This window comes from Bradyrhizobium iriomotense, from assembly GCF_018129405.1.
GTDB classification, from domain to species: Bacteria; Pseudomonadota; Alphaproteobacteria; order Rhizobiales; family Xanthobacteraceae; genus Bradyrhizobium; species Bradyrhizobium iriomotense_B.
Map to the genome: position 1 here is coordinate 81,269 of NZ_JAFCLP010000001.1, position 23,919 is coordinate 105,187.

19 protein-coding genes are annotated in these 23,919 nt (G+C 65.4%); 7 read left to right on the forward strand and 12 right to left on the reverse strand.

Annotation, left to right across the window (positions count from 1 at the left end; genetic code table 11):
• The first annotated feature begins 203 nt into the window (after nt 1-203).
• A complete protein-coding gene (locus tag JQ592_RS00265) occupies nt 204-1,340 on the forward strand; it encodes a GNAT family N-acetyltransferase (protein WP_211400930.1) in 1,137 nt (378 codons plus the stop codon).
• A gap of 20 nt (nt 1,341-1,360) precedes the next feature.
• On the opposite strand, the gene JQ592_RS00270 is transcribed toward JQ592_RS00265, so the two are convergent.
• Nucleotides 1,361-2,584: an FAD-dependent oxidoreductase gene (locus tag JQ592_RS00270; RefSeq protein ID WP_211401724.1), complete on the reverse strand. Its 1,224-nt coding sequence runs from the start codon at nt 2,582-2,584 to the stop codon at nt 1,361-1,363.
• A 434-nt stretch (nt 2,585-3,018) separates the two neighbouring features.
• On the opposite strand from JQ592_RS00270, the gene JQ592_RS00275 reads away from it, so the two are divergent.
• Complete coding sequence (locus tag JQ592_RS00275; RefSeq protein WP_211400931.1) at nt 3,019-4,365, forward strand: lipopolysaccharide biosynthesis protein; 1,347 nt, start codon at nt 3,019-3,021, stop codon at nt 4,363-4,365.
• 7 nt (nt 4,366-4,372) lie between these two features.
• On the opposite strand, the gene JQ592_RS00280 is transcribed toward JQ592_RS00275, so the two are convergent.
• On the reverse strand, nt 4,373-6,469 hold the full coding sequence (locus JQ592_RS00280; protein WP_211400932.1) for a GumC family protein: 2,097 nt from the start codon (nt 6,467-6,469) through the stop codon (nt 4,373-4,375).
• A 278-nt stretch (nt 6,470-6,747) separates the two neighbouring features.
• Here JQ592_RS00280 and JQ592_RS00285 point away from each other — a divergent pair, with 278 nt between their 5' ends.
• The 3 genes from JQ592_RS00285 to JQ592_RS00295 all read left to right on the forward strand — a co-directional run bounded on the left by JQ592_RS00285 (nt 6,748) and on the right by JQ592_RS00295 (nt 10,487).
• A complete protein-coding gene (locus JQ592_RS00285) occupies nt 6,748-7,938 on the forward strand; it encodes a glycosyltransferase family 4 protein (protein ID WP_211400933.1) in 1,191 nt (396 codons plus the stop codon).
• Between the two features lie 29 nt (nt 7,939-7,967).
• Nucleotides 7,968-9,503 (forward strand): glucosamine inositolphosphorylceramide transferase family protein, encoded by a 1,536-nt coding sequence (locus JQ592_RS00290; protein ID WP_211400934.1) that lies wholly within the window; start codon nt 7,968-7,970, stop codon nt 9,501-9,503.
• Nucleotides 9,504-9,626: 123 nt separating this feature from the next.
• Nucleotides 9,627-10,487: an alpha/beta hydrolase gene (locus tag JQ592_RS00295; protein ID WP_211400935.1), complete on the forward strand. Its 861-nt coding sequence runs from the start codon at nt 9,627-9,629 to the stop codon at nt 10,485-10,487.
• A gap of 128 nt (nt 10,488-10,615) precedes the next feature.
• Here JQ592_RS00295 and JQ592_RS00300 read toward each other — a convergent pair whose 3' ends face one another.
• The 10 genes from JQ592_RS00300 to JQ592_RS00345 form a co-directional block, all read right to left on the reverse strand.
• A complete protein-coding gene (locus JQ592_RS00300; RefSeq protein WP_433996384.1) occupies nt 10,616-10,927 on the reverse strand; it encodes a Rieske (2Fe-2S) protein in 312 nt (103 codons plus the stop codon).
• Nucleotides 10,920-11,624: an ABC transporter ATP-binding protein gene (locus tag JQ592_RS00305; protein WP_211400937.1), complete on the reverse strand. Its 705-nt coding sequence runs from the start codon at nt 11,622-11,624 to the stop codon at nt 10,920-10,922. The genes JQ592_RS00300 and JQ592_RS00305 overlap by 8 nt, the downstream gene beginning before the upstream one ends.
• Nucleotides 11,617-12,399 carry an ABC transporter ATP-binding protein gene (locus JQ592_RS00310; RefSeq protein WP_211400938.1) on the reverse strand — a complete coding sequence of 261 codons (783 nt, stop codon included), beginning with the start codon at nt 12,397-12,399 and terminating at the stop codon, nt 11,617-11,619. Before JQ592_RS00310 ends, JQ592_RS00305 begins: the two co-directional genes overlap by 8 nt.
• A complete protein-coding gene (locus tag JQ592_RS00315) occupies nt 12,399-13,445 on the reverse strand; it encodes a branched-chain amino acid ABC transporter permease (RefSeq protein WP_211400939.1) in 1,047 nt (348 codons plus the stop codon). Before JQ592_RS00315 ends, JQ592_RS00310 begins: the two co-directional genes overlap by 1 nt.
• Entirely contained in the window at nt 13,442-14,314 is an 873-nt protein-coding gene (locus tag JQ592_RS00320; protein ID WP_211400940.1) for a branched-chain amino acid ABC transporter permease, read from the reverse strand. Before JQ592_RS00320 ends, JQ592_RS00315 begins: the two co-directional genes overlap by 4 nt.
• A 310-nt stretch (nt 14,315-14,624) precedes the next feature.
• Entirely contained in the window at nt 14,625-15,779 is a 1,155-nt protein-coding gene (locus tag JQ592_RS00325) for an ABC transporter substrate-binding protein (RefSeq protein ID WP_211400941.1), read from the reverse strand.
• A 77-nt stretch (nt 15,780-15,856) separates the two neighbouring features.
• A complete protein-coding gene (locus JQ592_RS00330; protein ID WP_211400942.1) occupies nt 15,857-17,041 on the reverse strand; it encodes a xanthine dehydrogenase family Fe-S subunit in 1,185 nt (394 codons plus the stop codon).
• Nucleotides 17,038-17,874 carry an FAD binding domain-containing protein gene (locus tag JQ592_RS00335; RefSeq protein WP_211400943.1) on the reverse strand — a complete coding sequence of 279 codons (837 nt, stop codon included), beginning with the start codon at nt 17,872-17,874 and terminating at the stop codon, nt 17,038-17,040. The genes JQ592_RS00330 and JQ592_RS00335 overlap by 4 nt, the downstream gene beginning before the upstream one ends.
• A complete protein-coding gene (locus tag JQ592_RS00340; RefSeq protein WP_211400944.1) occupies nt 17,871-20,264 on the reverse strand; it encodes a xanthine dehydrogenase family protein molybdopterin-binding subunit in 2,394 nt (797 codons plus the stop codon). The genes JQ592_RS00335 and JQ592_RS00340 overlap by 4 nt, the downstream gene beginning before the upstream one ends.
• A 9-nt stretch (nt 20,265-20,273) precedes the next feature.
• On the reverse strand, nt 20,274-21,551 hold the full coding sequence (locus JQ592_RS00345) for an amidohydrolase/deacetylase family metallohydrolase (protein ID WP_211400945.1): 1,278 nt from the start codon (nt 21,549-21,551) through the stop codon (nt 20,274-20,276).
• A 184-nt stretch (nt 21,552-21,735) separates the two neighbouring features.
• Between JQ592_RS00345 and JQ592_RS00350 the strand changes: the two genes are divergently transcribed.
• Together JQ592_RS00350 and JQ592_RS00355 are read left to right on the forward strand one after the other, a co-directional pair.
• Nucleotides 21,736-22,230: a MarR family winged helix-turn-helix transcriptional regulator gene (locus JQ592_RS00350; RefSeq protein ID WP_246820071.1), complete on the forward strand. Its 495-nt coding sequence runs from the start codon at nt 21,736-21,738 to the stop codon at nt 22,228-22,230.
• 266 nt (nt 22,231-22,496) lie between these two features.
• Nucleotides 22,497-23,915, forward strand: coding sequence for a cytosine permease (locus JQ592_RS00355; RefSeq protein ID WP_211400946.1), 1,419 nt, complete (start codon nt 22,497-22,499; stop codon nt 23,913-23,915).
• Nucleotides 23,916-23,919 lie beyond the last annotated feature (4 nt).

Below are 23,919 nucleotides of genomic sequence, written 5' to 3' on the forward strand. Positions count from 1 at the left end.
ATTGTTCGCTAGCGCAGGTTGATCGCCATTGTCCGAGCGCCGACGACCGCGAGACGTTAAGAATTCCGTAACGATACGAACCGGGCTCGATGCGTTAATGCAAATCGTACCGCCTCGGTATCTCGATTGTCACTCCCCTGCTATAAAACCTCGGTTCCGGCTCGATCGACCATTCCCGAGTGACATGATTTCCCTGGTCACGCATGACGACGTCTAGCAATACGTTCGATATCGCCGTCGAGCCGGCATTCGACTTTCTCGCTCCGGAATATGCAGAGCTGTTCGACGGTTCGGCCGCCACCGCCTTCCAGCATCCGCTCTGGCTGCACAGTCTCTACACCAGGCTCGCATCCCATGCCGGCGCGACCCCGCTGGCCGTCGTGGCTCGTCGCCGTGCGACCGGCGCCCTTGCGATGGTGCTGCCCTTGCTGCGGGTCCGGCGCGGCCCGATACGAACCGTCGAATTCGCGGACCTGCGCGTCTCCGACTATCTGGCGCCCGTTTGCAGCCCGCAGGTGTTTTCCGAGTTACTCAGAGATGCAGACGCATGCGCGGAGATCCGGCATCTCGTCCGCCCCTTCGATCTGCTCCGCATGACCAAGCTGCCGGACGGGCGGCTTCCGATCGAGAGCCTCCTGGACGCGCCCCGTCGGGTGGCGATGGACAGCAATGCCTATGCGACCGTTCTCGTCGCGCCATTCGAGCAATGGCGGGCCAGCGCGATGGATCGCTCCTACCAGAAGGAGCTCGCGAAGAAATATCGTCAGCTCCAGAAGAAAGGCGCGCTGAGCTTCTCATGCTGCGATGACAGCGCCTCGGTCCTGAACGCTCTGGACGTGATGCGGAAATTCCGCGGCCCGCGCTTCCAGTCGCAGGGTGATGGGGACCTGCTCCAGCGCCCCGAATATTACGACTTCTATTCCGACGTGGCGGTTCGCGGCCTCGGCTCCTTCGTGCGGCTCTATGCCATGAAGATGGATGGCGAGGTGATCGCCGCCGTGCTTGGATTGCACCACCGCGACAGCTTCCTCGTCATCATGAGCGCCTTCGACATCGCCGGCTACAAGAGCCAGTCGCTGGGCGCGCTGATGTTCGAGCAGGTGGCGAGGGATTGCATCGAGCGCGGGGATCAGATGCTCGACTTCACAATTGGCGACGAGCCGTACAAGAAACTGTTCGGCGCGCAGCCTTCGCCAATGTGGACCGTCACCCAGGCCGGCAGCACTGTGGGCGCCATATCGTTGTTCGCCCTGAAGCAGGCCCCCTGGCTCAAGCTGGCCGCCAAGCGAATGTCGGAGTTCAGGCTTCTGCCGACCCGCAGCACGACCCCCACGCGCTGAGGCGCCGAGAGGTTCGGCTCTCAGGCGCGCAGCGCGCTTCGCACTTGCGCGAGCCAACCTGGCTGCATCTGATCGACCCGATGGGTGATACTGCGCCGCAGGAAATGCAGGCGCCGCCGCACGTCCCAGCTGAGGTCGTTGCGGGATGTCAGCGCCTGCCGAAAGCGCGCCATCTTCAGCGACTGCTGGTCCGCCGCGATCTTGTCGGGATCGGAGTAGAACTGCGATACCTTCTCCGTGCCCATGCCCGCAGTTGCGAGCCAGCGCGGCGCATATACGGTGCAAAGACGCTCGACGTCGATCAGCAGGCGCGCGACGCCGGTGCCGGCTGCTGGACAGTTGGTCTGGAACGCGTCGCCGATGAGCACGATTCCGGGCTGGAGATGTCCTTCGACGACGGACAGGTCCATCACCCAGTTCTGGACCCGGTCCGTCACGCAGAAGTCGCCGAGGAAGTTCTGCAATCCCGGCAGCAACCGCAAGAGCGTTGCTTCCGTGTCCCGACGCAGGTCACGCATGACCGGATCGGTCGGATCGCGGAACATGAAGAGATTTGCCCGCATGCCCGCGCGCACCGGAAACAGGCTGAGATAATCGACGCCGTCCGCTGTACGCTCGCCATAGCAGGTCAGCGCCTCGAAATCGAACGGCGCGCCATCGCGGCGGGCGATGGTGAAGCCGAACGAGACCGAATGGCGCTCCGCCAGCACGCGCCGCCTGATGCCGAGCTTGTAGCCGAGCGCTCCCGCCATGCCCGTGGCCAGAACGACAAGGCGCGCATCGATGCGCCGTCCGGAAGCGAGCTCGAGATGCTGGACGTCGTCGCCAGAGGTGACCGTGGCGACCTCGTCGACGATCAGACTTGAGGAATCAGGTAACTGGCTGCGCGCCATGGCAACGAGATCGGCATAGGGAAGCCCGTAAGCCCGGCCGACGGTGACATCGATCACCTTGCCTTCCCTGACATTGAGCACGCGGTCATAGCGGCAACCGGCGCTCGCGAGACCATCGATGAAACCGAGTCTGCGGAACAATTCCAGCTGATGGCCGCCGATCTTCTCCACCCGAAACTCGTCCGGAGGGACCGCACGCTTGTCGACCAGAGCGACACGATGCCCTGCCCGCGCGAGGACGGACGCCGCGAGCGATCCCGCAAGGCCGCCGCCGACGATCGCGATGTCCGCAGCGATCGTCGAAGTCTCCGCTGCCGCGATCGGCTCGGTCACGGTGCTATCCGCCGTCATGGTCCAGGCTCCCACAGTTAACGGTGGTTCCACGTGCAATTATCCCGCCTGATGTCGCATCGCAGGGCCAAACGCGATCATTTCCGGAGATCGAGGTTAACGGATCACCGAGATGATCCGTCCCGGCACGGCCCTTGCTCGGGATGATCCACGAAACCCGACCTTCAATCCTGTCACGGTTCAACACATGACCGTTTTTCGTCAGATCAGCAGCCATCGCGCGGTGACGCGGCATCACGTCGCTTTCGATTGCAGCCGGTCTCTGCTCTATCTGGGACAAAGGGGACGCAGATGTTTCACCGTGAAGCAGCAGCCGGCACCGGTCGCGGAAGCGAGGATTCCGCAAGCCGCGCATTAACACTCGCGGTTTCCTGGCATGCTAGGCTCTCATCACTCTCGCAACGGGCATTTTCGGGGGACGCCCCGTATCTTCAATGATCGCATCCATTGTTCAGTTTCTGCGGCGTGACGTAACGCGCGGTGTCGTCGGGACCATCCTCCTCAAGGTTGGTAGCGGCGCGCTTGCATTTGCGTTGTTCTCGCTGGCGGCACGAACGATGTCGCCGGACGGGTTCGGGATCTTTGCGACCTGGCTCTCGGTTGCCCAGATCGCGGCGGTCGTGGGCTTGGTCGGGCAGGAATCGCTCCTGGTGCGCTTCCTGAACGAGTACCAGGTGCAAGATCGCCCCGATCTGACCAAGGGCGTGTTGCTATCGAGCTTGAAGATCTCGTCCCTCGCGATGCTGATTGCGATCGGCGCGACAGCGATCATAGCGAGCATGAGAGGCGATGGGTGGCTGCTGATCGTTGCGGTGTCCGCCTACACCGCCGTGAGCGCAGGAGTGATGCTCGGCAGCCAGGTCGCACGTTCGCTGGTCAGTATTCTCATGGGAGAAGGAAACCGGGAATTCTTCTGGCGGGTCGGCGTTGTCCTGTTTCTGCTCGCCGTGTTGTTCGGCCACGGGCAGCTCGATCCTGCCGAACTGATCGCGGTGATGACGATTGCGATGTCGATTGGTCTGGTGACGCAGATCGTTGCAGTTGCACGTGCACTGCCGGATTTCCGCGGCACGGTGGCGCGGTCCGAGACGTCACGCTGGAGATCGAGCGCGCTTCATTTCTGGGTCGCGTCCATCCTGGAGGCGGCAAACCAGTATTTCGACGTCATCCTGGTCTACTGGATGCTCGATCCGGCAACCGCCGGAATCTATTTCGCCGCCTCGCGCCTCGCCAACATCTTCGCCATGCTGTCGGCTGCGCTGTACAGTTTCGGCGCGCGCCGCCTTCCTTCGCTGTACTTCAGCAAGAACCACCAGGAGTTCGAGCGGACGTTACAGCTGATGGCGGAAGTGACCGCGCTTTGCGTGGTCAGCGGACTGCTCCTGATCTGGGTCGGCGGCCCCCATCTTCTCAATCTGTTCGGACCTCATTTCGCGGCACAGCACTGGGTCCTGATCGTGCTCGCGATCGGAACGGCTTTCCAGGCGGCGGGCGGTCCATCTGCGGCGATCCTGCAGCTGACCGGCCACGAGCGCATCTATGTCCCCGTCGTCGCTGCCAACGTAGCGCTGCGGCTGGTCGGATTCCTCGTCCTGATTCCCTGGCTCGGCGTGCTTGGCGCTGCGATCTCGGCAACCGCCTCGCTGGCGCTCGCGACCATCGCGCTCAACATCCTCTGCCGGCGGCGAACCGGCGTGGATCCTTCCATTCTCGCGCTGTTGCGCTTCTCGGCATGGAAGCGCCGCGCCTATGCGGTCCGCGCTGCCGAGCCCGGCGAGTAGGTGCCGGTCAACCGGCGAGGCCTAGCACTTCGCCCCGACGCTGCGCCGACGCCGGATCGGCCGGCACATGGTTGACGACGATCCCGGTCGGCACGCCACCGAAGCGGGAGAGCGCGGCAATTGCCCGGCGCATGGCGGCTGAATCGACCGCGTCTTCGCGCGCGACCAGAATGACGAGATCAGCATGCGCGGCGAGCGCCGCCGCCTCCGGTTGCAGGGCCAGCGAGGTTGCATGGACGACGATCAGATCGAACTCGGAACGAATATCGTCCGCGGGCAACGGCTCGGGCCGATTGCTCGCGCCCAGAAGTGCACTGACGCTGCGGAAGTTCGCGATGCTCACACCGTCGGCCTGTCCCTTGGCAAGACCGGCCCCGGCACCACCGAGGTCCGGCTCGACCCGGATCAGGACACTCAGCTTGCCCCTGTTCACCGCCCACCGGTTCAGCGAGCGGGCGACGGTGTTGCCGCCGGCGCGCTTGCCGACCGACATCACGAGCACGACCTTGCCCCGGGCTCCCGGCAGCTTCTCCAGCCTGTCGAGCACCGGACGCAGATGCGGACCGAGATCGAGCTCGGCCGTCGTAGACACCGGACCTTGCCAGATGTTTCTGGGCGCATCGCCAGGCAACAGGTCGGGAATGCGGGCCCACAGCGGCGGGCGCGGCCATGCCGCCGGCTGGCGCGGCGTCGGATCTGGAGCGGGATCCTCTTCAGCTGCCTTGTCCGATCCGCGCGCCGTCGCGGCAACGACCGCCGTCGATGTCAATAGCGAGCCGATCGCGAGAGCGGCGAGCAGCAAAGGCAGCGGCGGAAGGGTCGAGCGCAGCGGCGGAATGGCGGGCGAAGCCACCTTGGTCTGGGAGCTCTGCAGGAGACGCTGCTCGTTCGTCGTCTTGGAGCGCGACAGGAACTGTTCGTAGATGTTCCTGTTGGCCTCAGCGTCGCGCTGCAGCTCCTGGAGCTTCACCAGCGCCTGACCGTCGGCGAGGAGCTGCGATTCAGCCGCCTTCATCTGGCTTTCGAGCGCCTTCTGCTGGTCGCGCTGGGACTCGTATTCCGACTTTGCGGTGTCGATGCCCTTGGCCCGCTCGACCTCGATCTGCCTGTTGAGATCGTTCAGCTGGCTGTACGACATCACGAGATCGGGATGGCGATCGCCGAGCACCGCGCGCTTCTGCGCAATCTGGTCGTTGAGGGCCGAGCGCTGGGCGCGCAGCGCGCTGAGGAGATCCTGCTTGGCGGGAGCCTCGACATTCGCCTTCACGTCGCGCTGCGCCTGTTCGTAGCGGGCTTTTGCTTCTTCGGTCCGGGCGCGCGCGGCGGCGACCTGCTGCGACAGCTCGGTCACGCGCAATTGCTGGGTCGTGGAATCCTTGCCGGCATTGACGATCCTGTGCTCGAGCTTGAATGCGGCGACAGCATCCTCCGACGCCTTCAACCGGTCGTTCAACGTCTTGAGCCGGCTGCTCAGCCAGTCGGCAGCTTCATCAGTCGCCTCGGTTCGGATGCTTTTCTGGCTCGCGACGAACGCCTCGGCGATCGCATTGGCATAATAGGCCGCCCGCTCCGACCGGTTCGAGGTGAAGCGGATGGCGATGACATAGGTGAGCCCGCGCCTGGAAATATCGAGACGGTTGCGGAATCGCTCGAGCAGGCGCGCGGGGTCGGTGTGTCCCCCGGAAATGTCCTCGTCATCGCGAACCTTGAGCTGCTCGATCAGCGGCTTGAGGAAGCCGTCGGACTTCGCCACTTCGACCAGGCTCTGCAACGCGGCGCTATCCTGCCCGATGCCGGGCAGAACGTCCTGGTCCGCAGTCACGCGCTGCTCCCTGGGATCGACGACGACCAGCGCGGTCGCGGCAAATCGAACCGGGATCACCAGAAGAACGACAACGCCGAGAGCGAAGATCGCCAGCGCCAGCGTCAGGATGCGGCGAGCATTGTCGCGAAGGAAGGAGAACGCGCCTGCGGCCGTGAGCACGCCGCCAAGGCGCGCGGCCGTTCCGCGAGGCTTATCGTTCGATGCGGTCCGGGACTGCCACGACGCGGCGACACCGGTCGATCCGGAACTTGTCGGGTCTGCGCGGCGACCGAACGTCATGGACTTTACTCGGATTCAACTGGCGAACACTGTTCAGTGGCCTGCTCCACCGTAAATATCTATGGTTAATCGGCGGTTACCCGCCGCTCGCGCGACCGTCACCAATTGGTTAACGCGCTCGCGCCACGCCGCGTCCGAACCAGTGGAATTCCCGTGTGATTGATGCCGTTCCGGCGGCGCGCGCATTAACTCCGTTTGTTGCTAGTCGGTGTCCGCCCGGTGCTCGCATGATAGGTACGGGTTAAGAAGGTGAATGTTTCATTAGCGGGTCGGGATTCGTGCTCCATTACCAACCAGGCGCAGAACTGGGCGACGCACCGAAGCTGCCGTCCACCGCAGCAGCACTCGCAAGACCAGACAGCGGCGCAACCATGCCGCACGTGCTCCTCGTCCAGACCCAGGCCGAGAACGCCGGTGCGCAGGAGATCTCCAGGCTGCTTGGCGCCGGCCTCTCTGCGCGCGGCTACCGCGTCACCAACCTGTTCTTCTTCCGCAAATCGGAGTCCTTCGACGAGCCGCCGGATACGCTCTATTGCGCATCGCGCCGGCCTGGCAATCCGCTGGCGCTGCTGCGGATGCTGTGGACGCTCGGCCGTCATATCAGGACCACCAGGCCCGATGCGGTCCTGACCTTCCAGCATTTCGGCAACGTCATCGGCGCAGGGACATCGCGCCTCGTCTGCCGCGCACCTGTCGTCGCCAACCAGGTCTCGTCCGCGCTGTCGATGAGCTGGCCCGTGCGCACGGCCGACATCGTCATGGGCAGCCTCGGCTTCTTCGACCGCATCACCCTCAACTCGCAGGACATGGAGCGCGAATATTCGCGCTACCCCGCGGCCTATCGCTCGCGGATGGTGCATGTCCCGCACGGCTTCGACGACAAGGCCCTCACTCTGTCGAAGGAAGCCGCGCGAGCGAACTTCAATCTGCCGCAGGACAGCACCCTGCTCGGCTGCGCCGCGCGGCTGCACCCTCACAAGCGGCTCGATGCGGCGATACGTCTGTTGCCGGACCAGCCGTCCTGGCACCTTGCACTGGCCGGCCAGGGCGCTGACGAGGCCCGGCTGCGGCAGCTGGCGGATGATCTGAAGGTGTCGGACCGGCTGCATCTGCTCGGCGAAATCACGCCGCGCCGGATGGCGGACTTCCTCGCCTGTCTCGACGTCTTCGTGTTTCCGACACAGGCCGAGACCTTCGGTCTCGCAGCCGTCGAGGCCGCGAACGCCGGCGTTCCCTCCGTCGTCACCGATCTTCCCGTGCTGCGCGAGGTGTTGTCCTTCGAAGGAAAACCGACGGCGCTGTTCGTCGATGCCTCCGATCATGCGAAGCTGTCGGCGGCTGTCTCGAAACTCCTGACCGACCAACCCTTGCGCGACGAGCTGCGACAAAACGCCATGGGCCTGAGGTCGCGCTATTCGGTAGACGCCATGGTGGAGGAATACGTTCGCATTCTCGGCCAAGTCATTTGACCTGACAGGTTGGAATAGATGGGCTCGACATGATCATCGAGTTTCGCTGTGAAATTGAGCATGCGCGGCGGTGGATGGACCGCGAGACGCTGTCGATCGACGGACGCGATGTGCCGGTTCAAGTCGCATGGACGGCAACGGCGGAGCCGCGGCCCGCAGGTCTCGACATGCTGTTCGAGCTCGAACGCATTGTGTTGCACAAGGGCAAACACAGCGGCGCCGACAAGCTGAAGGTCATTCCGGAACGGACGCAGGCGCGCGCCGGTACAGCGGACGTGATCGTCGATTTCACCAGCGCTGCACGAGACCCGAACTGCCCTGCCCGGCTGTATCTCCGCCCGCGGTTCAATGGAGTCACCGGCGAGAACGCTGCGCTGACCGCCATTCTCGCCGGCGAACTGCCCGTCATCGAGATCGTCAACGAGGTCGACGGAGCAACCGTTGATCGCGGCCATCCCTCCGGAGAAATTGCCGCCGGCCTCAGCGGCGCGCTTGAAACGGTCATGGCGCGCACCCTGACCATGGTGGCGGCTATCCTGTCGGGACGGCCGCGGATTGTGCCGCAGCTTGCGCATCCCGCCACGACGACAAGCCAGCGCGGCCCTATCGGCTACGTCGCACGCGGCCTCGCGGTGTCGATCGCCAAGGAGATCTATCGCCTCTGCTGCTACGCCCCGCACTGGCACATCGGCTGGCGCTTCAACGACAATGCAGGCGTCTGGCAGACCGGAGATCTGTCCGGGCCGGTCTGGAATGTGCTCGGCGATCCCGGAAACCATTTTTACGCCGATCCATTTCCCATCACCTGGCGCGGACGGACATTCGTCTTCTTCGAGGATCTCGATCACCGCGTCGGCAAGGGAATCATCTCGGCCATCGAGTTCGGTGACACCGGGCCAATCGGCGAGGTCGTGCCGGTGCTCGAAGAGCCCTGGCATCTCTCATACCCCTTCCTGATCGAGGACGACGGCGAGTTGTGGATGATCCCGGAGAGCTCGCTCAACGGTGATGTCGCCCTCTACAAATGCGTCCGGTTTCCGGACAAGTGGGAGCGGCACGCGACGCTGCTGTCCGGCCTCGAGCTCGCCGATGCGACGATCACGCGGCACAACGGTCTCTGCTATCTGTTCGGCGCCTGGCGCGACGGCACCGGCGGCTATTCGGATTCGCTTGCGATCTACTACGCCGAGCATCTGCTCGGCCCCTGGCTGCCGCATGCCAGCAACCCTGTTATGATCGATCGCGCCAGCGCGCGACCGGCGGGGAACTTCGTCACCATCGGCGACAGGCTGTGGCGGCCGGTCCAAAACTGCGCCGACGGATACGGCGCGGCCCTCGCCCTGGCGGAAATCGTCGAACTGTCGCCGACGACGTTCAGGCAGATCGTCCGCCACTCCCTCAAGCCCGGACCGTTATGGCCCGGACGGAAGCTGCACACCCTGAACCGCTGCGGCCGCCTCGAGGTAATCGACGGATCGCGCGTTCAGCCCAAGATGCGTGCCTTCACGCGTCAATTTCCGTCGGCTGTCCTGCCGCCGCGAACAAGCCCGTCGACCGCCTGCTGAGCGGGGTCCCGTCACGGGCGCATTCCTCGCCTGAGCGCGAGCGATGTTCAATTCGAGCGGGATTCGTGGCAGACAGGAGAGAGCGACGCCGATCACAATCACGACCGGCCACTCGGAGACTCCATGGTCAACACCACAAGCTCGACGCATCGGCCGCTCGACCCCCGCAGCAAATGGGCCGAACTGTCCCAGGCCGAACGCAGCGCCGCCTATGACAACAACGCCGCGGTCAAGAACAGCCCGGCCCTGATCGCCGAGCGCAACGAGGCATCCGGCCGGCTGCGGGGCACGCTGAAGTCCCATCTCGATTTGCCCTACGGCGAGCGGGCGAACAACAAGATCGATCTCTACCCGGCCGCAAAGCCCGATGCGCCCTGCCTGGTGTTCGTGCACGGCGGCTATTGGCAGCGCAATTCGCGCGAGCTGTTCGCCATGCTGGTCGAAGGCGTCGCCGCGCATGGCTGGTCGGTTGCGATTCCCGGCTATTCGCTGGCGCCCGAGGTGTCCCTCACCGACATCGTCGCCGAGATTCCGCGGGCGCTCGACTGGCTCGCCGCGCACGGCGCGTCCCATGGCGTTGCCGGGCCGGTCATCCTGTCAGGCTGGTCCGCCGGCGCCCATCTGGTCGCGATGGCGCTGAACCATCCGCGCGTCCATGCCGGGCTCGCGCTCTCGGGCGTCTACGATCTCGCGCCGATCCGCGATACCGGGCTCAACACCGCGCTCAAGCTGACCGACGCGGAGATCGCCACGCTTTCGCCGCTTCGCCTGCCGGTGACGCAGAAGCGGCTCGACATCGCCTATGGCAGCAGCGAACTGCCAGCGCTGGTGTGCGATTCAATCGACTTCCACGAGAAGCGCGCGGCGGCGGGAGCGCCGGGCAGGCTCATTCCGATCGAGGGCGCCGACCATTTCACCATTCTCGAGGCGCTGCGGCGGGCCGATGGCGTCCTGGTGGAGGCAGCGCGCAGGCTGCTGGACTAAAAAAGTTCGAAAACAACCCCATGCACAGTAGAACGCCCTTGTTTTCACAGGTGAATTCACGCCGCGCGTGGCTTTGACCCGTCGGGCAAAACAGGGGCATAATGTCATCATCGCCCCGGTTGCCGCTGCTACGCCTCAATCCAGATTTGCCCGCCCGCGATCCGCACCGGATGGAGCCGCAACGGCGGGCTCGGCCATCCCGCAGTGATCGCTCCATCGCACAAATCGAACGATGCCGCATGACGCGGGCAATGGAGCCGCCCCGCCGTCACCTGCCCCAGAGCGAGATCCGCCTGTTCGTGCGGACACGCACGTTCGCAGGCAACAACGTTGCCCTCGTTCCAGATCACGAGCAGGTCGCGTCCGGCGACGCGGACGATCGTCTCCGCCTTCAGGCGATCGAGATCGCAGACCGCAATCCACCCGGCCTCATCATCCACCGAGATAGGCCTTGCGCACATGCTCGTTCTCGATCAGCTCGGTGCCGGCGCCTGACAGCACGATGCGGCCGTTCTCGAGCAGATAGGCATGGTCGCACATCTCGAGCGCGGCGAAGGCGTTCTGCTCGACCAGCAGCACCGTGGTGCCGGCATCGCGGATGCCGCGGATGATCGCAAAGGTGCGCTCGACGATGTTGGGCGCGAGCCCGAGCGATGGCTCGTCGAACATGATCAGCCGCGGCCGCGACATCAGCGCGCGCCCAATCGCGAGCATCTGCTGCTCGCCGCCGGACAGCGTGCCCGCGGCCTGCCGACGCCGCTCGGCCAGCCGCGGAAATTCCGCGTAGATGCGCTCGCGGTCGGCCGCGATCTGGCCCGAACCACGACGGAGATAAGCCCCCATGTCGAGATTTTCCTCGACGCTCATATGCGGAAACACGCGCCGCCCTTCCGGACAATGCGCGATCCCGCTCGACAGCACGCGCTGCGGCCTCGCGCCGGTGATGTCGATGCCCTCGAACTTCATCTGGCCGGAGCGCGGCGGCACCAGGCCAGAAATCGCGCGCAGCGTCGTGCTCTTGCCGGCGCCATTGGCGCCGATCAGGGCGACGAGCTGCCCGGCCTTCACGTCGAGCGAGATGCCGCGCAGCGCGGTGACGCCGCCATAGCCGCAGACCATGTCGCGGATCTCAAGCACGTCCCGCTCCATGTCCGAGATAGGCTTCGATCACGGCGGGATCGTTGCGGATCACGTCCGGCGTTCCCTCCGCGATGATACGGCCATAGTTGAGCACCACGATGCGGTCCGAAACCGTCATCACCATCGGCATGTCGTGCTCGACCAGCAGGATCGTGATGCCGCGGTCGCGTATGCCACGGATCAACTCGACGAAGCGGTGCGTTTCCGAGGCGTTCATGCCGGAGACGGGCTCGTCGAGCAGCAGCATCGACGGCTCGGCCGCGAGCGCCAGCGCAACGCCGACCAGACGCTGCTCGCCATAGGAGAGCGAGCCGGCCGCATCGTGCGCGCGGCGTTCGAGACCGACCCATTCGAGCAGCTCGCTCGCCCTCTGCCGCAGCCTGCGCTCCGAGGCGCGCGCGCCCGGCAGACCGAGGATGGCGTCGAGCAGCCGGACCCGGCCCTGGCGATGCAGGCCGATCAGGAGGTTGTCGTAGACGGTGTCATTGGGGAATACGCTGGTGCGCTGGAAGGTGCGGATCAGGCCGAGATCGGCGATCTCGTGCGGCTTCAATCCGGTGAGGGTCGTGCCCTGATAGGTGACGCGGCCCGCGCTCGGCGTCAGGAAGCCGGTCATGACGTTGAAGGCGGTGGTCTTGCCGGCACCGTTCGGCCCGATCAGGCTGACGATCTCGCCCTCGCCGACCGTAAAGCTCATGTCGGAGATCGCGACCAGCCCGCCGAAGCGGACGGCGACCTGATCGATTGTCATGGCAATGCTGCGCGCCGTCATCACGCCGGCTCCTTGGCGCCGGTTTCAGTGAGCGCGACCGGCGCCAGCGCCGGCGCTCCGCTGCGCCGCCGACCCAACCGCTGCGCAAGCGACGGCACGATGCCGCGCGGCAGCACGAACAGGATCGCGATCAGCACGCCGCCGTAGGCGATCCATTGCGCTTCCGGCGCCATCACCGGACGCAGCGCGACCGGCAGCAGCCCGAAGATCAGGCCGCCGACGACGGGCCCCGCCAGCGAGCCCTTGCCGCCGCTGATGACCATGATCACCATGGTGACGGTGTTGATGAAGGCGAACACTTCAGGATCGATGATCCGGATGTAATGCGCATAGAGGCTGCCGGCGGCACCGGCGATCGCGGCCGAGATCACCGCGGCAATCGTCAACGTCCTGGTCACGTCGATGCCGACGGAGACGGCCAGCGTCTCGTTCTCCATCAGCCCGCGCATGGCGCGACCGAAATGCGAATGAACGAGGCGCGCGATCAGGAGATAGGCGATGAGCGCGACGACCAGAACGAGATAGTAGTTGTGGAATTTCGTGCGCAGCGTCAGCTCGCCGAAGCCGGGCAGCGGCAATGCAAGGGAGGGAATGTTGGTCAGCGCCAGCGGGCCCTGCGTCAGCTCGACCCAGTTCAGCGCGACCAGTCGGACCACCTCGGCAAAGGAGATCGTCACGATGACGAAATAGGCGCCGCGGACACGGAACGAGAGCAGCCCGACGAAATAGCCGCACAATCCCGCGACCAGAATCGCCAGGACAAAACCAACGATGGGCGGCCAGGGCGTGTGAACCAGGCGGAAGTCGCCGGGCAGGCCGATGTCGAAGCCGAGCGATGTCAGCGCGCTGACATAGGCGCCGATGCCGAAGAAGGCGATATGGCCGAGGCTGAGCTGGCCGGTGAAGCCGAGCAGCAGGTTGAGGCTCATCGCACCGATGACGAAGATTCCGGTCGTGATCAGGGCGTTGAGCAGATAGGGATCGCGCAGCCAGAGCGGCACCGAGGCAAGCGCTGCGACCGCAAGGATGGTGATGATTGTCTTCATCCGACGCGCTCCGCACGCGCGAACAGTCCGGTCGGCTTGAAGATCAGGACCGCGATGATGATCACGAAGCCCATGGCGTCGCGGTAGCCGGACGAGACGTAGCCGGCGCCGAGCTCCTCGGCGAGCGCCAGGATGAAGCCGCCGATCACCGCGCCGGTGATGTTGCCGAGACCACCGAGGATGACGATGGCGAAGGCCTTCACCGCGGCGAGATCGCCCATCTGCGGGAAAATGACGTAGACCGGGCCGAGCAGTGCGCCGGCGGCGGCGGCCAGGCTGGAGCCGATCGCGAAGGTCGAGGTGTAGATCATGTCGACATTGACGCCCATCAGCGAGGCCGTGTCGTGGTCCTGGAACGTCGCCCGCATCGCGCGGCCGAGGCTGGTCTTGTTGATCAGGAGATACGTCACCAGGATCAACATTGCCGCCGCAGCGAGCACGAACAGGCGCAGCCAGGAGACGGATACCGGACCGAGCACCAGCGGCGCTTCAGGGAATGGCGTCGTCACCGATTTGGCGACACCGCCCCAGATCCACAGCGTGCCCGACTGCATCGCGATCCAGGCGCCGATCATCACCAGCATGGTGGTATCGATGTCGGAGCCGCGCAGCGGACGCAGCAAGGTCAGCTCGATCGCCGCTCCCAGCAACCATCCCGCCAGTACGGACACGGGCAATGCCAAGAAGAAGTTCAGCCCGAGCTGCTGCACCACGATGAACATGATGTAGGCGCCGAACGTGTAGAGCACGCCATGGGTGAAGTTCACGACGTTCATGATGCCGAAGATCAGGGTCAGCCCGATGCCCAGCAGCGCATAGGTGCCGCCGAGCACGAGCATGTTGACCAGATGCTGGAGGAATTCGCTCAAGGCCGTTCCCGAATGTGTCGTAGCAAGGTAGCGCTATCGCATATGACAGAAGGCATCCGGACGAGTTCGGCCTGCATGGTTCGCCCGGCGATGCGGAGCATCGTCCGGAGAGCCCGCTTTGGCGGGCTCCTCACCATGAGGGTCTGATATCTCGCCGCAAAACGCGACCTCATCCTGAGGGCCCGCCATAAGGCGGGCGTCTCGAAGGATGGGCCGCAGGCAAGCTGTCCACCACGTCTTTCTCATATGAGATAGCCCTACGTAGTGAGGCGAGAGCGACGATGCCGCCCTCGCCCGGGATTGATCGATGCTAAAGCGTCTTCATCTCGACCTTGCCGTCGTTGATCTCGATGAGATAGACGTTCGGCTGGCTCTGCCCGCTCTCCTTGCCCTCGGGGCCGGACTTGCGGAAGACGATGTCGCCGTTCAGGCCCTTGATGTTGATGTTCCAGAGCGCAGCCTTGATCGCAGCAGGCTCGGCCTTGCCGGCCTTCTCGATCGCCGCAGCAGCCGTGCGGATGCCGTCATAACCGCGAAAACTCTCGGTGCAGCCGGCGAACTCGAAGCCGCGCTTCTTCCATTCCGTGATGAAATAGTTGGTGGCTTCCGGGTTCGGCGTCTTGTCCGGGAACCAGGGCAGGAACGTCGTCAGATGCATGGTGCCGTTGGCGGCAGCGCCCGCCTGGGCGACGATCTGGTCCGGGTTCTGCGAGCCACCGGTGGTGATGATGCGCTTCTTCAGGCCCAGCGCAGCGGCCTGCTTGAAGATCAGCGTGAGCTGGTCGACGGCGGTCGTGACGATCACCGTCTCCGAATCCGAGCTCTTGATCTTGGAGAGCTGGGCGCTCATGTCCTGCGCGCCCTGGTCCATGGTCTCGACGAGACCGATGGTGATGCCCTTGTCCTTCATCATCTTGCTGAAGTCCTCGGCGGTGCCGCGGCCCCAGTCGTTGTTGATGACGAGGAAGTCGACCTTCTTGAGCGCGAGCTTGTCGACGATGCCCTTGAACGCGGCCGCCTCGACTGCCGAGGGCGGCGAGATGCGGAAGATGAAGGGATTGCCCGTCGTCGTGATCTTGCCGGACGACGAGGTCTCCACCACCATCGGGGTCTCGTATTCCATCAGCTTCGGCATCACCGCGAGGGTCAGGCTCGAGCCCCAGGCGCCCATCAGCACCGGCACCTTGTCGCTGGTGATGAGCTTCTCGGCGACGGCGGCAGCTTCCGTCGGGTTGCTCTTGTTGTCCTCGATCACGAGCTCGATCTTCTTGCCGAGGATGCCGCCCTTGGCGTTGATCTCGTCGGCAGCGATCCTGGCGCCGTTGACGACATAGGTGCCGGAGGCCGCGAATGCGCCGGTGAGCGGCTCGTTGACGCCGATCTTGATGGTCTGCGCGCCCGCGGCGCCGCCGAACAAGGCCGTCGCCAGCGCGATTGTCCTGACTAGTCCGAGTGCTCGTGTCATGTTGTCTCTCCAAATCCCACGCTGTTGATGTCTAGGCAGTCCAGGCTTCGTCACTTCCCGATGGGCGAGCACACCAATCACCCCGTCCCGCTCCGGCGGCCAAGCATGCGGGCGATCCGTGCGCGCAAAACGTCTGATGCAATCGACCAGAAACTGAGCTCCGCCGGCGCGCCCGGCTCTGACGGCCGGCCGGACATGTGGCGATCGAGATTTGCGGCAAAGTCCGCAACCAGGCGCTTTGCGAGATCGCGCACCAGGCCGGGCCGGCCGACCTGGGCGAGCATTCCCGTGAGCGTGTAGCCGATCGACAGTTCGACCGCGGTCGCCGCGCCGCCTTCAAGCGGCAGCAGGCGGTAACGGATCTCCCCTTGCGTCGCCGAATGGCTGCGCTGGTCGGTACCGATGCCGACGATGCGCCCCGAGAGTGTCGCGGGATCGCGCTCGACGCGCGCGGCGCCCTCGAAGGCTGCGGCAATCGGCCCGAGCCTGACGCGGATCAAACCCTCCACGCGCTCCGGGCTTGGCGGCGATTTCAGCGATACGCCGGGAAGGCAGGCCGCGATGCCTGCGATATCCTCGAACATCGCGAACACCTCTGCCGGTGGTTGCGCCAGCGTGAAGCGCTGGTCGAGCACGGTTGCCGGCACGAAGTCAGGGATGCTGCCTGGCGCGGCACTCTCTGATGCCGGAGCCAACGCCTGCTGCACAGGCCGCTCGCTGCGGCTAGCTGCAGCGCGCCCCGACCCGACGGGGCCGAGACTGGTTCGTCCGCCACCTGTCTGCGGCGCAATGCTGCGCGCGCGCCTCGCCTCGATCACGGACTGCACCGCCCGCACGATGCCGACATAGCCGGTGCAGCGGCAGAGATTGCCGCTGAGGCCGACGCGAATGCGCCGCTCGTCGGCATCGGGTAGACGCAGCACGAGGTCGCGCGCCGAGACCAGCATGCCGGGCGTGCAATAGCCGCACTGAAGCGCATGCTCCCGGGTGAAGGCGGCGCGCAACTCGGTCGTGATCTCGTCCTCGTCGAGGCCCTCGATCGTGGTGATGTCTGCACCCTCGCAGGCCGCGGCATAGGTGATGCAGGAGCGCGCCGGCACGCCGTCGAGCAGCACGGTGCAGGCGCCGCAGACGCCGTGCTCGCAACCGAGATGCGTGCCGGTGAGGTCGAGCTTGTCGCGGACGAAATCGGCAAGGCTGGTGCGCGGCTCGGCCGAAAGCTCCACCGCGCGGCGATTGACCTGAAGCGCAATCGTATTCATGCCGCAGCCTCCTGAACGGCACGCTTCAACACGCTGACATGGATATGGCGCTGCGCGACGTCGTCGATGCCGGCTTTTGCAAGCAACGCGTCAGCGACACGGACATCGAAGCGCTGCTTGTAATCGGCGGCGATCCGTCCGCCGAACAGCTCGGCGGCGTCGGTCACGACGATCGGCGCCGTGTCGATCGCGCCGATGACGACGCGCGCCGAGGCAGCAACGGGATCGATCAGCACCGCACCGATGGCATGGGCGAACTCGCCGGTTTTGCGGCAGCTCTTGGCATAGCCCCAATGCGCCGAGGCCGCGCGCGCCGGGACGTGGACCGCCTCGACGATCTCGCCGGCATGCAGCGCGCATTCGAGGGCACCGACCACAAACGCTTCGACGGCCATCGATCGCGCACCGGCAAGGCTGCGCAGCGTCACCCGCGCGCCCAACGCCGCGAGCGCCGAGATCCAGTCCGCCGCGGGATCGGCGTGGCTGAGCGAGCCGCCGATGGTGCCGCGGTTGCGCACGGCACGATAGGCAATGTTGGCGGCCACGCCGCGCATGGCGCCGCGAGTCACGTCGGCCGCGCGCCCGTCCTCGATGTCGGCGTGCGTGACCAGGGCGCCGAGCACGAGATCGCCGCCGGACATCTCGGCGCGCTTGAGCTCGGCGAGGCCGGAAATGTCGACGATCAGCTCCGGCTGCACCAGCCGCAGATTGAGCATCGGGCCGAGCGACTGGCCGCCGGCGATGATTTTTGCCGACCCGTTGCTCGCCGCCAGCATCGATAGCGCTGCATGGAGATCGCGCGGGCGCTCATAAGCGAAGGGCGCCGGTTTCATGCCGCGCTCCTCTCAGTCGCGCGCGCGGCCAGCACCGCCGCGACGATCCGATGCGGCGTGATCGGAGACTGCATCAGCTCGACGCCGAGCGGGCGCAGCGCGTCGTTGACGGCGTTGGCGATCGCTGCCGGCGGGGCGATCGCACCGCCCTCGCCGATGCCCTTCACGCCGAACTGCGTGTAGGGCGACGGCGTCTCCATGTGGTCGAGTCGCGCGGCCGGGACCTCGGTCGGCCCGGGCAGCAGGTAGTCGGCGAGCGTCGTCGCCAGCGGCTGGCCGGAGGCATCGAACGGCATTTCCTCATAGAGCGCGGTGCCGATGCCTTGCGCGAGGCCGCCATAGATCTGGCCGTCGACGACCAGCGGATTGACCAGCACGCCGCCATCCTCGACGATCACATAGTCAAGAATCTCCACCTCGCCGAGATCAGGATCGACCGCCACGACAGCCGCATGCGCGGCGTAGCTGAAGGTGCCGCTGTCGCGCACGGGCTTGTAGCCTTGCGTCACTTCCAACCCGCCGGGATCGACATCGGCCGGCAAATCCTGCGGGCGGCGATACCAGGTGTGGGCGATCGCCTTCAGGCTGACACTGCCGTTGACGCCGCGCACCTCGCCATTCTGCAACACCACGGAGGCCGGATCGTGCTGCAACAGTTTTGCGCCGATGCGCCGGGCGCGTTCGCCGAGCTCGCGGCAGGCGGTCGCGACCGCACCGCCCGCCATCACCATCGAGCGCGAGCCCCAGGTGCCGGTCGAATAGGGCGTCATCGCGGTGTCGCCGAGCATGATGCGGATGTGTGCGACGTCGACGCCGAGGATTTCGTGCGCGACCTGGGCGAGCGTGGTCTCCATGCCCTGCCCGTGCGAATGCACGCCGACACGGAGTTCGAGGCCGCCGTCCGGCGTCAGGCGGGCCGAGGCCTGCTCATGGCCCGGCACCATCGGAATGCCCCAGCCGGAATAGACCGAGGTGCCGTGTGCGGCCTGCTCGCAATAGATGGAGACGCCGACGCCGATGCGGCGGCCGTCCGCCTCGCCCTGCTTTTGCTTCTCGCGGATGGCGTCGATGTCGATCGCAGCGAGCGCGCGGCGCATCGCTTCCGGATAATCGCCGCTGTCGAAATGCTTCTTGGTGACGTTGTCGAACGGCATCTGCTCGGGACGCACCAGATTGCGCAGCCGGACCTCGCCGGGCTCGAGGCCGGCCTCGGCCGCGACGAGATCGAGCATCAGCTCCAGCGCAAAGCAGACGCCGGTGCGCGCGACACCGCGATAGGGCAGGATCGGGCATTTGTTGGTGGCGACCGAGAAGGTGCGGCAGCGATAGGCCGGCATCTTGTACGGGCCGGGCAGGATGCTCGCGACCTGCGCGGCTTCAAGGCAGGCCGAGAACGGATAGGATGAGTAGGCGCCGGAATCCACGGTCGCCTCGCAATCGATGCCGCGTAAGGTGCCGTCGCTGTCGGCATAGACCGTGATTTTGTAGTGGTGCTCGCGGCAATTGGAGCTGGCGACGAGGTGCTCGCGGCGATCTTCGAGCCAGCGCACCGGATGGCCGCGTTGCATGGTCAGCCAGGACAGGCAGACCTCTTCGGGCAGCAGAATGCCCTTGTGGCCAAAGCCGCCGCCGACATCGGGCGAGATCACGCGGATCTGGCCCTCCTCCATGCCGAGGCATTCGGCAAGGCCGCTGCGGGTGATGTGCGGCATCTGCGCCGCCGAATGCAGCGTCAGCTGGTCGAGCCGGGAATCGAAGGTTGCGACCACGCCACGGCCTTCCAGCGGCGACATGCATTGCCGCGCGGTCGAGATCTCGCGCGTCACCTTGATCGGCGCGTCGAGTGCCGCGGAGATGTCGACCTCGTAGTTGGTTTCGAGGAAGACGTTGTCGCCCCAATGCTCATGCACCAGCGCCGTATCAGGCTCGCGCGCCTTCAGCATGTCGGTGATGGCGGGCAGCTCTTCCAGATCGAGCATGACGGACGCCGCGATGTCCTCGGCCTCGGCGCGCGTCGGCGCGAGGCACATCGCGACGAGCTCGCCGACCTGGCGCACCTTGCCGGTCGCGAGCACCGGCTGCTCGGAAATCTTGAAGCCGGGCAGCCCTGACACCGCGCGGATCGGCTTGATGCCGACGAGATCGGCCGCCGTGAAGACGCGATCGCGATAACGCTCGGGCACATGAATGCCGCGGATGCGTGCATGCGCCAGCGGGCTGCGCACGAAGGCGACGTCCTTGAGGCCGGCGAGCCTGACGTCGCCGACATATAGACCGCGGCCGCGCATCAGGCGGTCGTCCTCCTTGCGCGGCAGCCGTGCGCCCACGCCCTGCCCGGACTTGCTAGACGGAAATTCTCGCTCGTTGCGCAACTCCGCGCCCTCCTTCACCGCCGGGCCTTACGCCGCGACGGCTTGCGGCAGGATCGGCGCGACCGCGTCGAAGCGCGTGCCGGCACGCAGGCAGAAGGCCGGCTGCAGCAGACGCTCGGCAATCACCTCGTTCTTCTCGTTGTCCTTGAGGACGAAGCGGCCGTTCTTCTCCGCGAGCACGGAGACGTCAGCGTCCATGCCGACCTTGAGCGCGCCGATCTCCCCGCTGCGGCCGAGCATCTTGGCGGGATTGGAGGTGACCATCGGCACCACCTGCTCGAGCGTCAGGCCAAGCGCCATCATCGAGCTCATGGCCTGCACCAGGCTGAACTTGGCCTGGCCAGCGAAGGGATGGTTCTCGTCGTCCTCGTGCTGATCGGGCGTTCCGGCCGGCGCGGGCACATGGGTGTTGTAACCGTGGATGTCGGCGCCCAGCGTGGTCGGAATGATGCCGGCGGCGATCGCCTTCTTCGCGAGCCGATAGGAGAAGTGGCTGCCGTGGCCGACATCGACCTTGAGGCCGCGGTCGAGCGCGGCCTGGATCACCGGATGCACCTCGCCCTCGCGGTTGACGAAGCCGCCGGGATGGCGCGTGAAGGGATGAGCGAGAATGTCGCCCTCGCGCAAGAGCGGGATCACGCGGGTGAGGATGGTGTCGGCATCCTCGCCATTGGCGCCGCTCTCGGGCAGGCCCCAGAGCTGGCCGAAATGCACATAGACCGGCAGATCGGCACGCTTGCCGATCTCCGCCGCCATCTCGATGACGCGAATGCCCCAGCGCGCGAAGCCGCCGATCTCGGCATGGGCCTTGATGCCGCGCACGAGATCGAGATTGGCCGTCGCCGCCTTCACCGTCGCGTCGATGTCGACGCCATCGGGGCTGTAGAGCTGCGGATAAAAGTGTCCCTCGAGCCCGCCGACGAGGTAGGCGGAGATAAACGCATAGACGCGCGAGGCCGCAGGCTCCGCGATGAAATGGCGAAAGCCCGGCAGCGTCATGCAGGATGGACCGCCCTGGTCGACCAGCGTCGTCACGCCCGACTGCACGCCGACCATGTCGGGGTTCATGCCGAAGCGTCCCGAGACATATTGATAGACATGCGCGTGGGTATCGATCAGCCCGGGCAGCACGAGCTTGCCACTGACGTCGACGACTTCCTTCGCGCTGGTCGGCAGGATGTCCGCAGCGACCGCTGCGATCTTGCCGCCCCGGATGGCGACATCCTTGACGCCGTCCACGCCCGAAGCGGGGCAGATCACGCGACCGCCTCGCAGCAGAAGGTCGAAGCTGGCAGTGACGGACATGGCGCTCTCCTTGGATCTCGCGCAGGCGGTTGCCCCGCTCGCTGATTACGAAGTGTGCTTCGCATTTGAATACGAAGTATGCTTCGTATTTTGACAAAAGCAAGCATCATGCCATGATCGGGTGGTGGCGGGCTCGCTCGAATCGAGCTAAGCGCGGCAGGGATTTGGGTTGGGAGAGCGTGCATTGCGGCAAGCCAGGAAAAGTCGCAGCGGGGGCAAGCACCGCCCCTGGCCATTGTCCGAGCGACCCGGCTATCTGATCCGGCGGCTGCACCAGATTCACGTCGCGCTGTTTCAGGACGCCTGCGGTGAATTCGAGGTCACGCCGCTGCAATACAGCCTGCTCTCGGCGCTGGCGGTGCGCGAAACCGCCGATCAGACCACTTTGGCGGCCGATATCGCCCTGGATCGGACCACGACGACCGGCGCGTTGAAGCGGCTCGCCGCACGGAACCTGGTCGAGCGCGCGGTGAACAAGGACGATCGCCGGGCGCGATTGTGCCGATTGACGCCGGCGGGCGCCGCGCTTCTGGTCAAGATCGAGGGCGCGGCACGGGGGGCGCATCGTGCAACGCTCGGCGATTTGAGCGAGCGGGAACAGGCGCTCTTCATCGAGATGATGCAGCGCATCGTGGCCCGCAATCCAAGTCGCGACAGCTCCGCTGCCCTATTCGACTAGGCGCAGTTGCTGCGCTTTTGAGTTGAGCTGCTCAATTTATCATCGTACCGCTGCTTGGCCGTGCAACGTCCACCGCTTCTCGCCGGCAAGTCGGGCGTGCCGCGGCGCGCCGGCACCAGACGTCAGCCCGCACTTGAAAACGCAGGTGCATCCGGCGCGAGCCACGCTGCGTCCGGCATCAGTGCGCGCCCTGCCCGGCTGCCTCACAACCAATGGCACGATTTATGCTGCGATGATGCGAAGCGTGCTTCGTATTGGGGGATGTCATGACGGATTCCGAACTTCGCGCTGATATTCACAGCATCGAGCCAATTCCTGATGCGGACCGGGATTCCACCGGCCCTCAGCAGATGTGGATCTGGGCGGGCGCCAACATCGCGCCGGTGAACTGGGCGCTCGGCGCGCTCGGCATCATCCTCAAGCTCGGCCTGATGGAGACGATCGCGGTCATCGTGCTCGGCAACATCGTGGGCTGCGCAATCTTCGCGACCTTCACGGTGATGGGACACAAGACCGGCGTCAACCAGATGGTGCTGAGCCGGTCCGCCTTTGGCGTTCGCGGCGCCTACCTGCCGAGCATCCTGATGTTCCTGATGACGCTGGGCTGGATCGGTGTGAACACCTATTTCCCGGTGAAGGTCTCGATGGGCATCCTCGGCCAGTTCGGCGTGCCCGACACCTGGCTGATCGAGATCGTCGTCATCACGCTGGTGATGGCGGTGCAGGTGCTGATCGGGATCTACGGCTTCTACGCGATCCGCACCTTCGAGAAGTACACGGTGCCGCCGACCATCGCCATCATGGTGCTGATGAGCGTGCTGGCCTGGACGCGCCCCGGCGTCGTCAATTGGAGCCTGACGACCTCGCTGCCGCCCGGTGCGCACATGGCGATGCTGACCTTGCTGATGACCGCGATCGGCGTCGGCTGGGGCATCTCCTGGGTGACCTGGGCCTCCGACTATTCGCGCTTCGTGCCGCGCAGCACGCCGTCGAAATCCGTGTTCTGGTACAGCTATGTCGGCATGTTCGTGCCGACGGTCTGGCTCGGCATCCTCGGCGCAACCATCGCCTCGACGACGCTGGACACCGATCCCGCCAAGATGGTCAGCGCGGTGTTCGGCGGCCCGGTCAGCATCCTCGTGCTGCTGATGGTGCTGCACGGCCCGATCGCCACCAACATCCTCAACGTCTATTCGGCGACATTGGCGGCGCTGAGTGCGGGGCTGAAATTCTCGCGCTTCTGGCTCACCGTCATCACTGGCGTCGCCGGCTATCTGGTCACGCTCTACTTCATCTTCGCGCCGTCATTTGCGAAAGCGTTCGACAACTGGATGATCAGCCTGCTCTTGTGGATGAGCCCGTGGGCCGGCGTGGTGCTCGCGGACTTCTTCATCAAGCGCAAGGGCGAGATCGACGTCGCCGAGCTCTACCGCTCGCCGGAGACCAGCGCCTATGGCGACATCAACTGGGCCGGCATGATCGCGTTCTTCGCCGGCCTCGTCGCGGGCTGGCTGGTGGAGGACGGCCTCGTCGGCGCGCTGCAGGGACCGATCTCGATCAACTTCCTGGGCGGTGCCGATCTGAGCTGGCTGTTCGGGATTGGCGTGGCGGGCCTCGTTTATCTCGGGCTCGGCAAGTTCGCGACCTCGCCCTCCTCGATCGTTGCGAGCAGCGCAGGCAGGTAGCGGC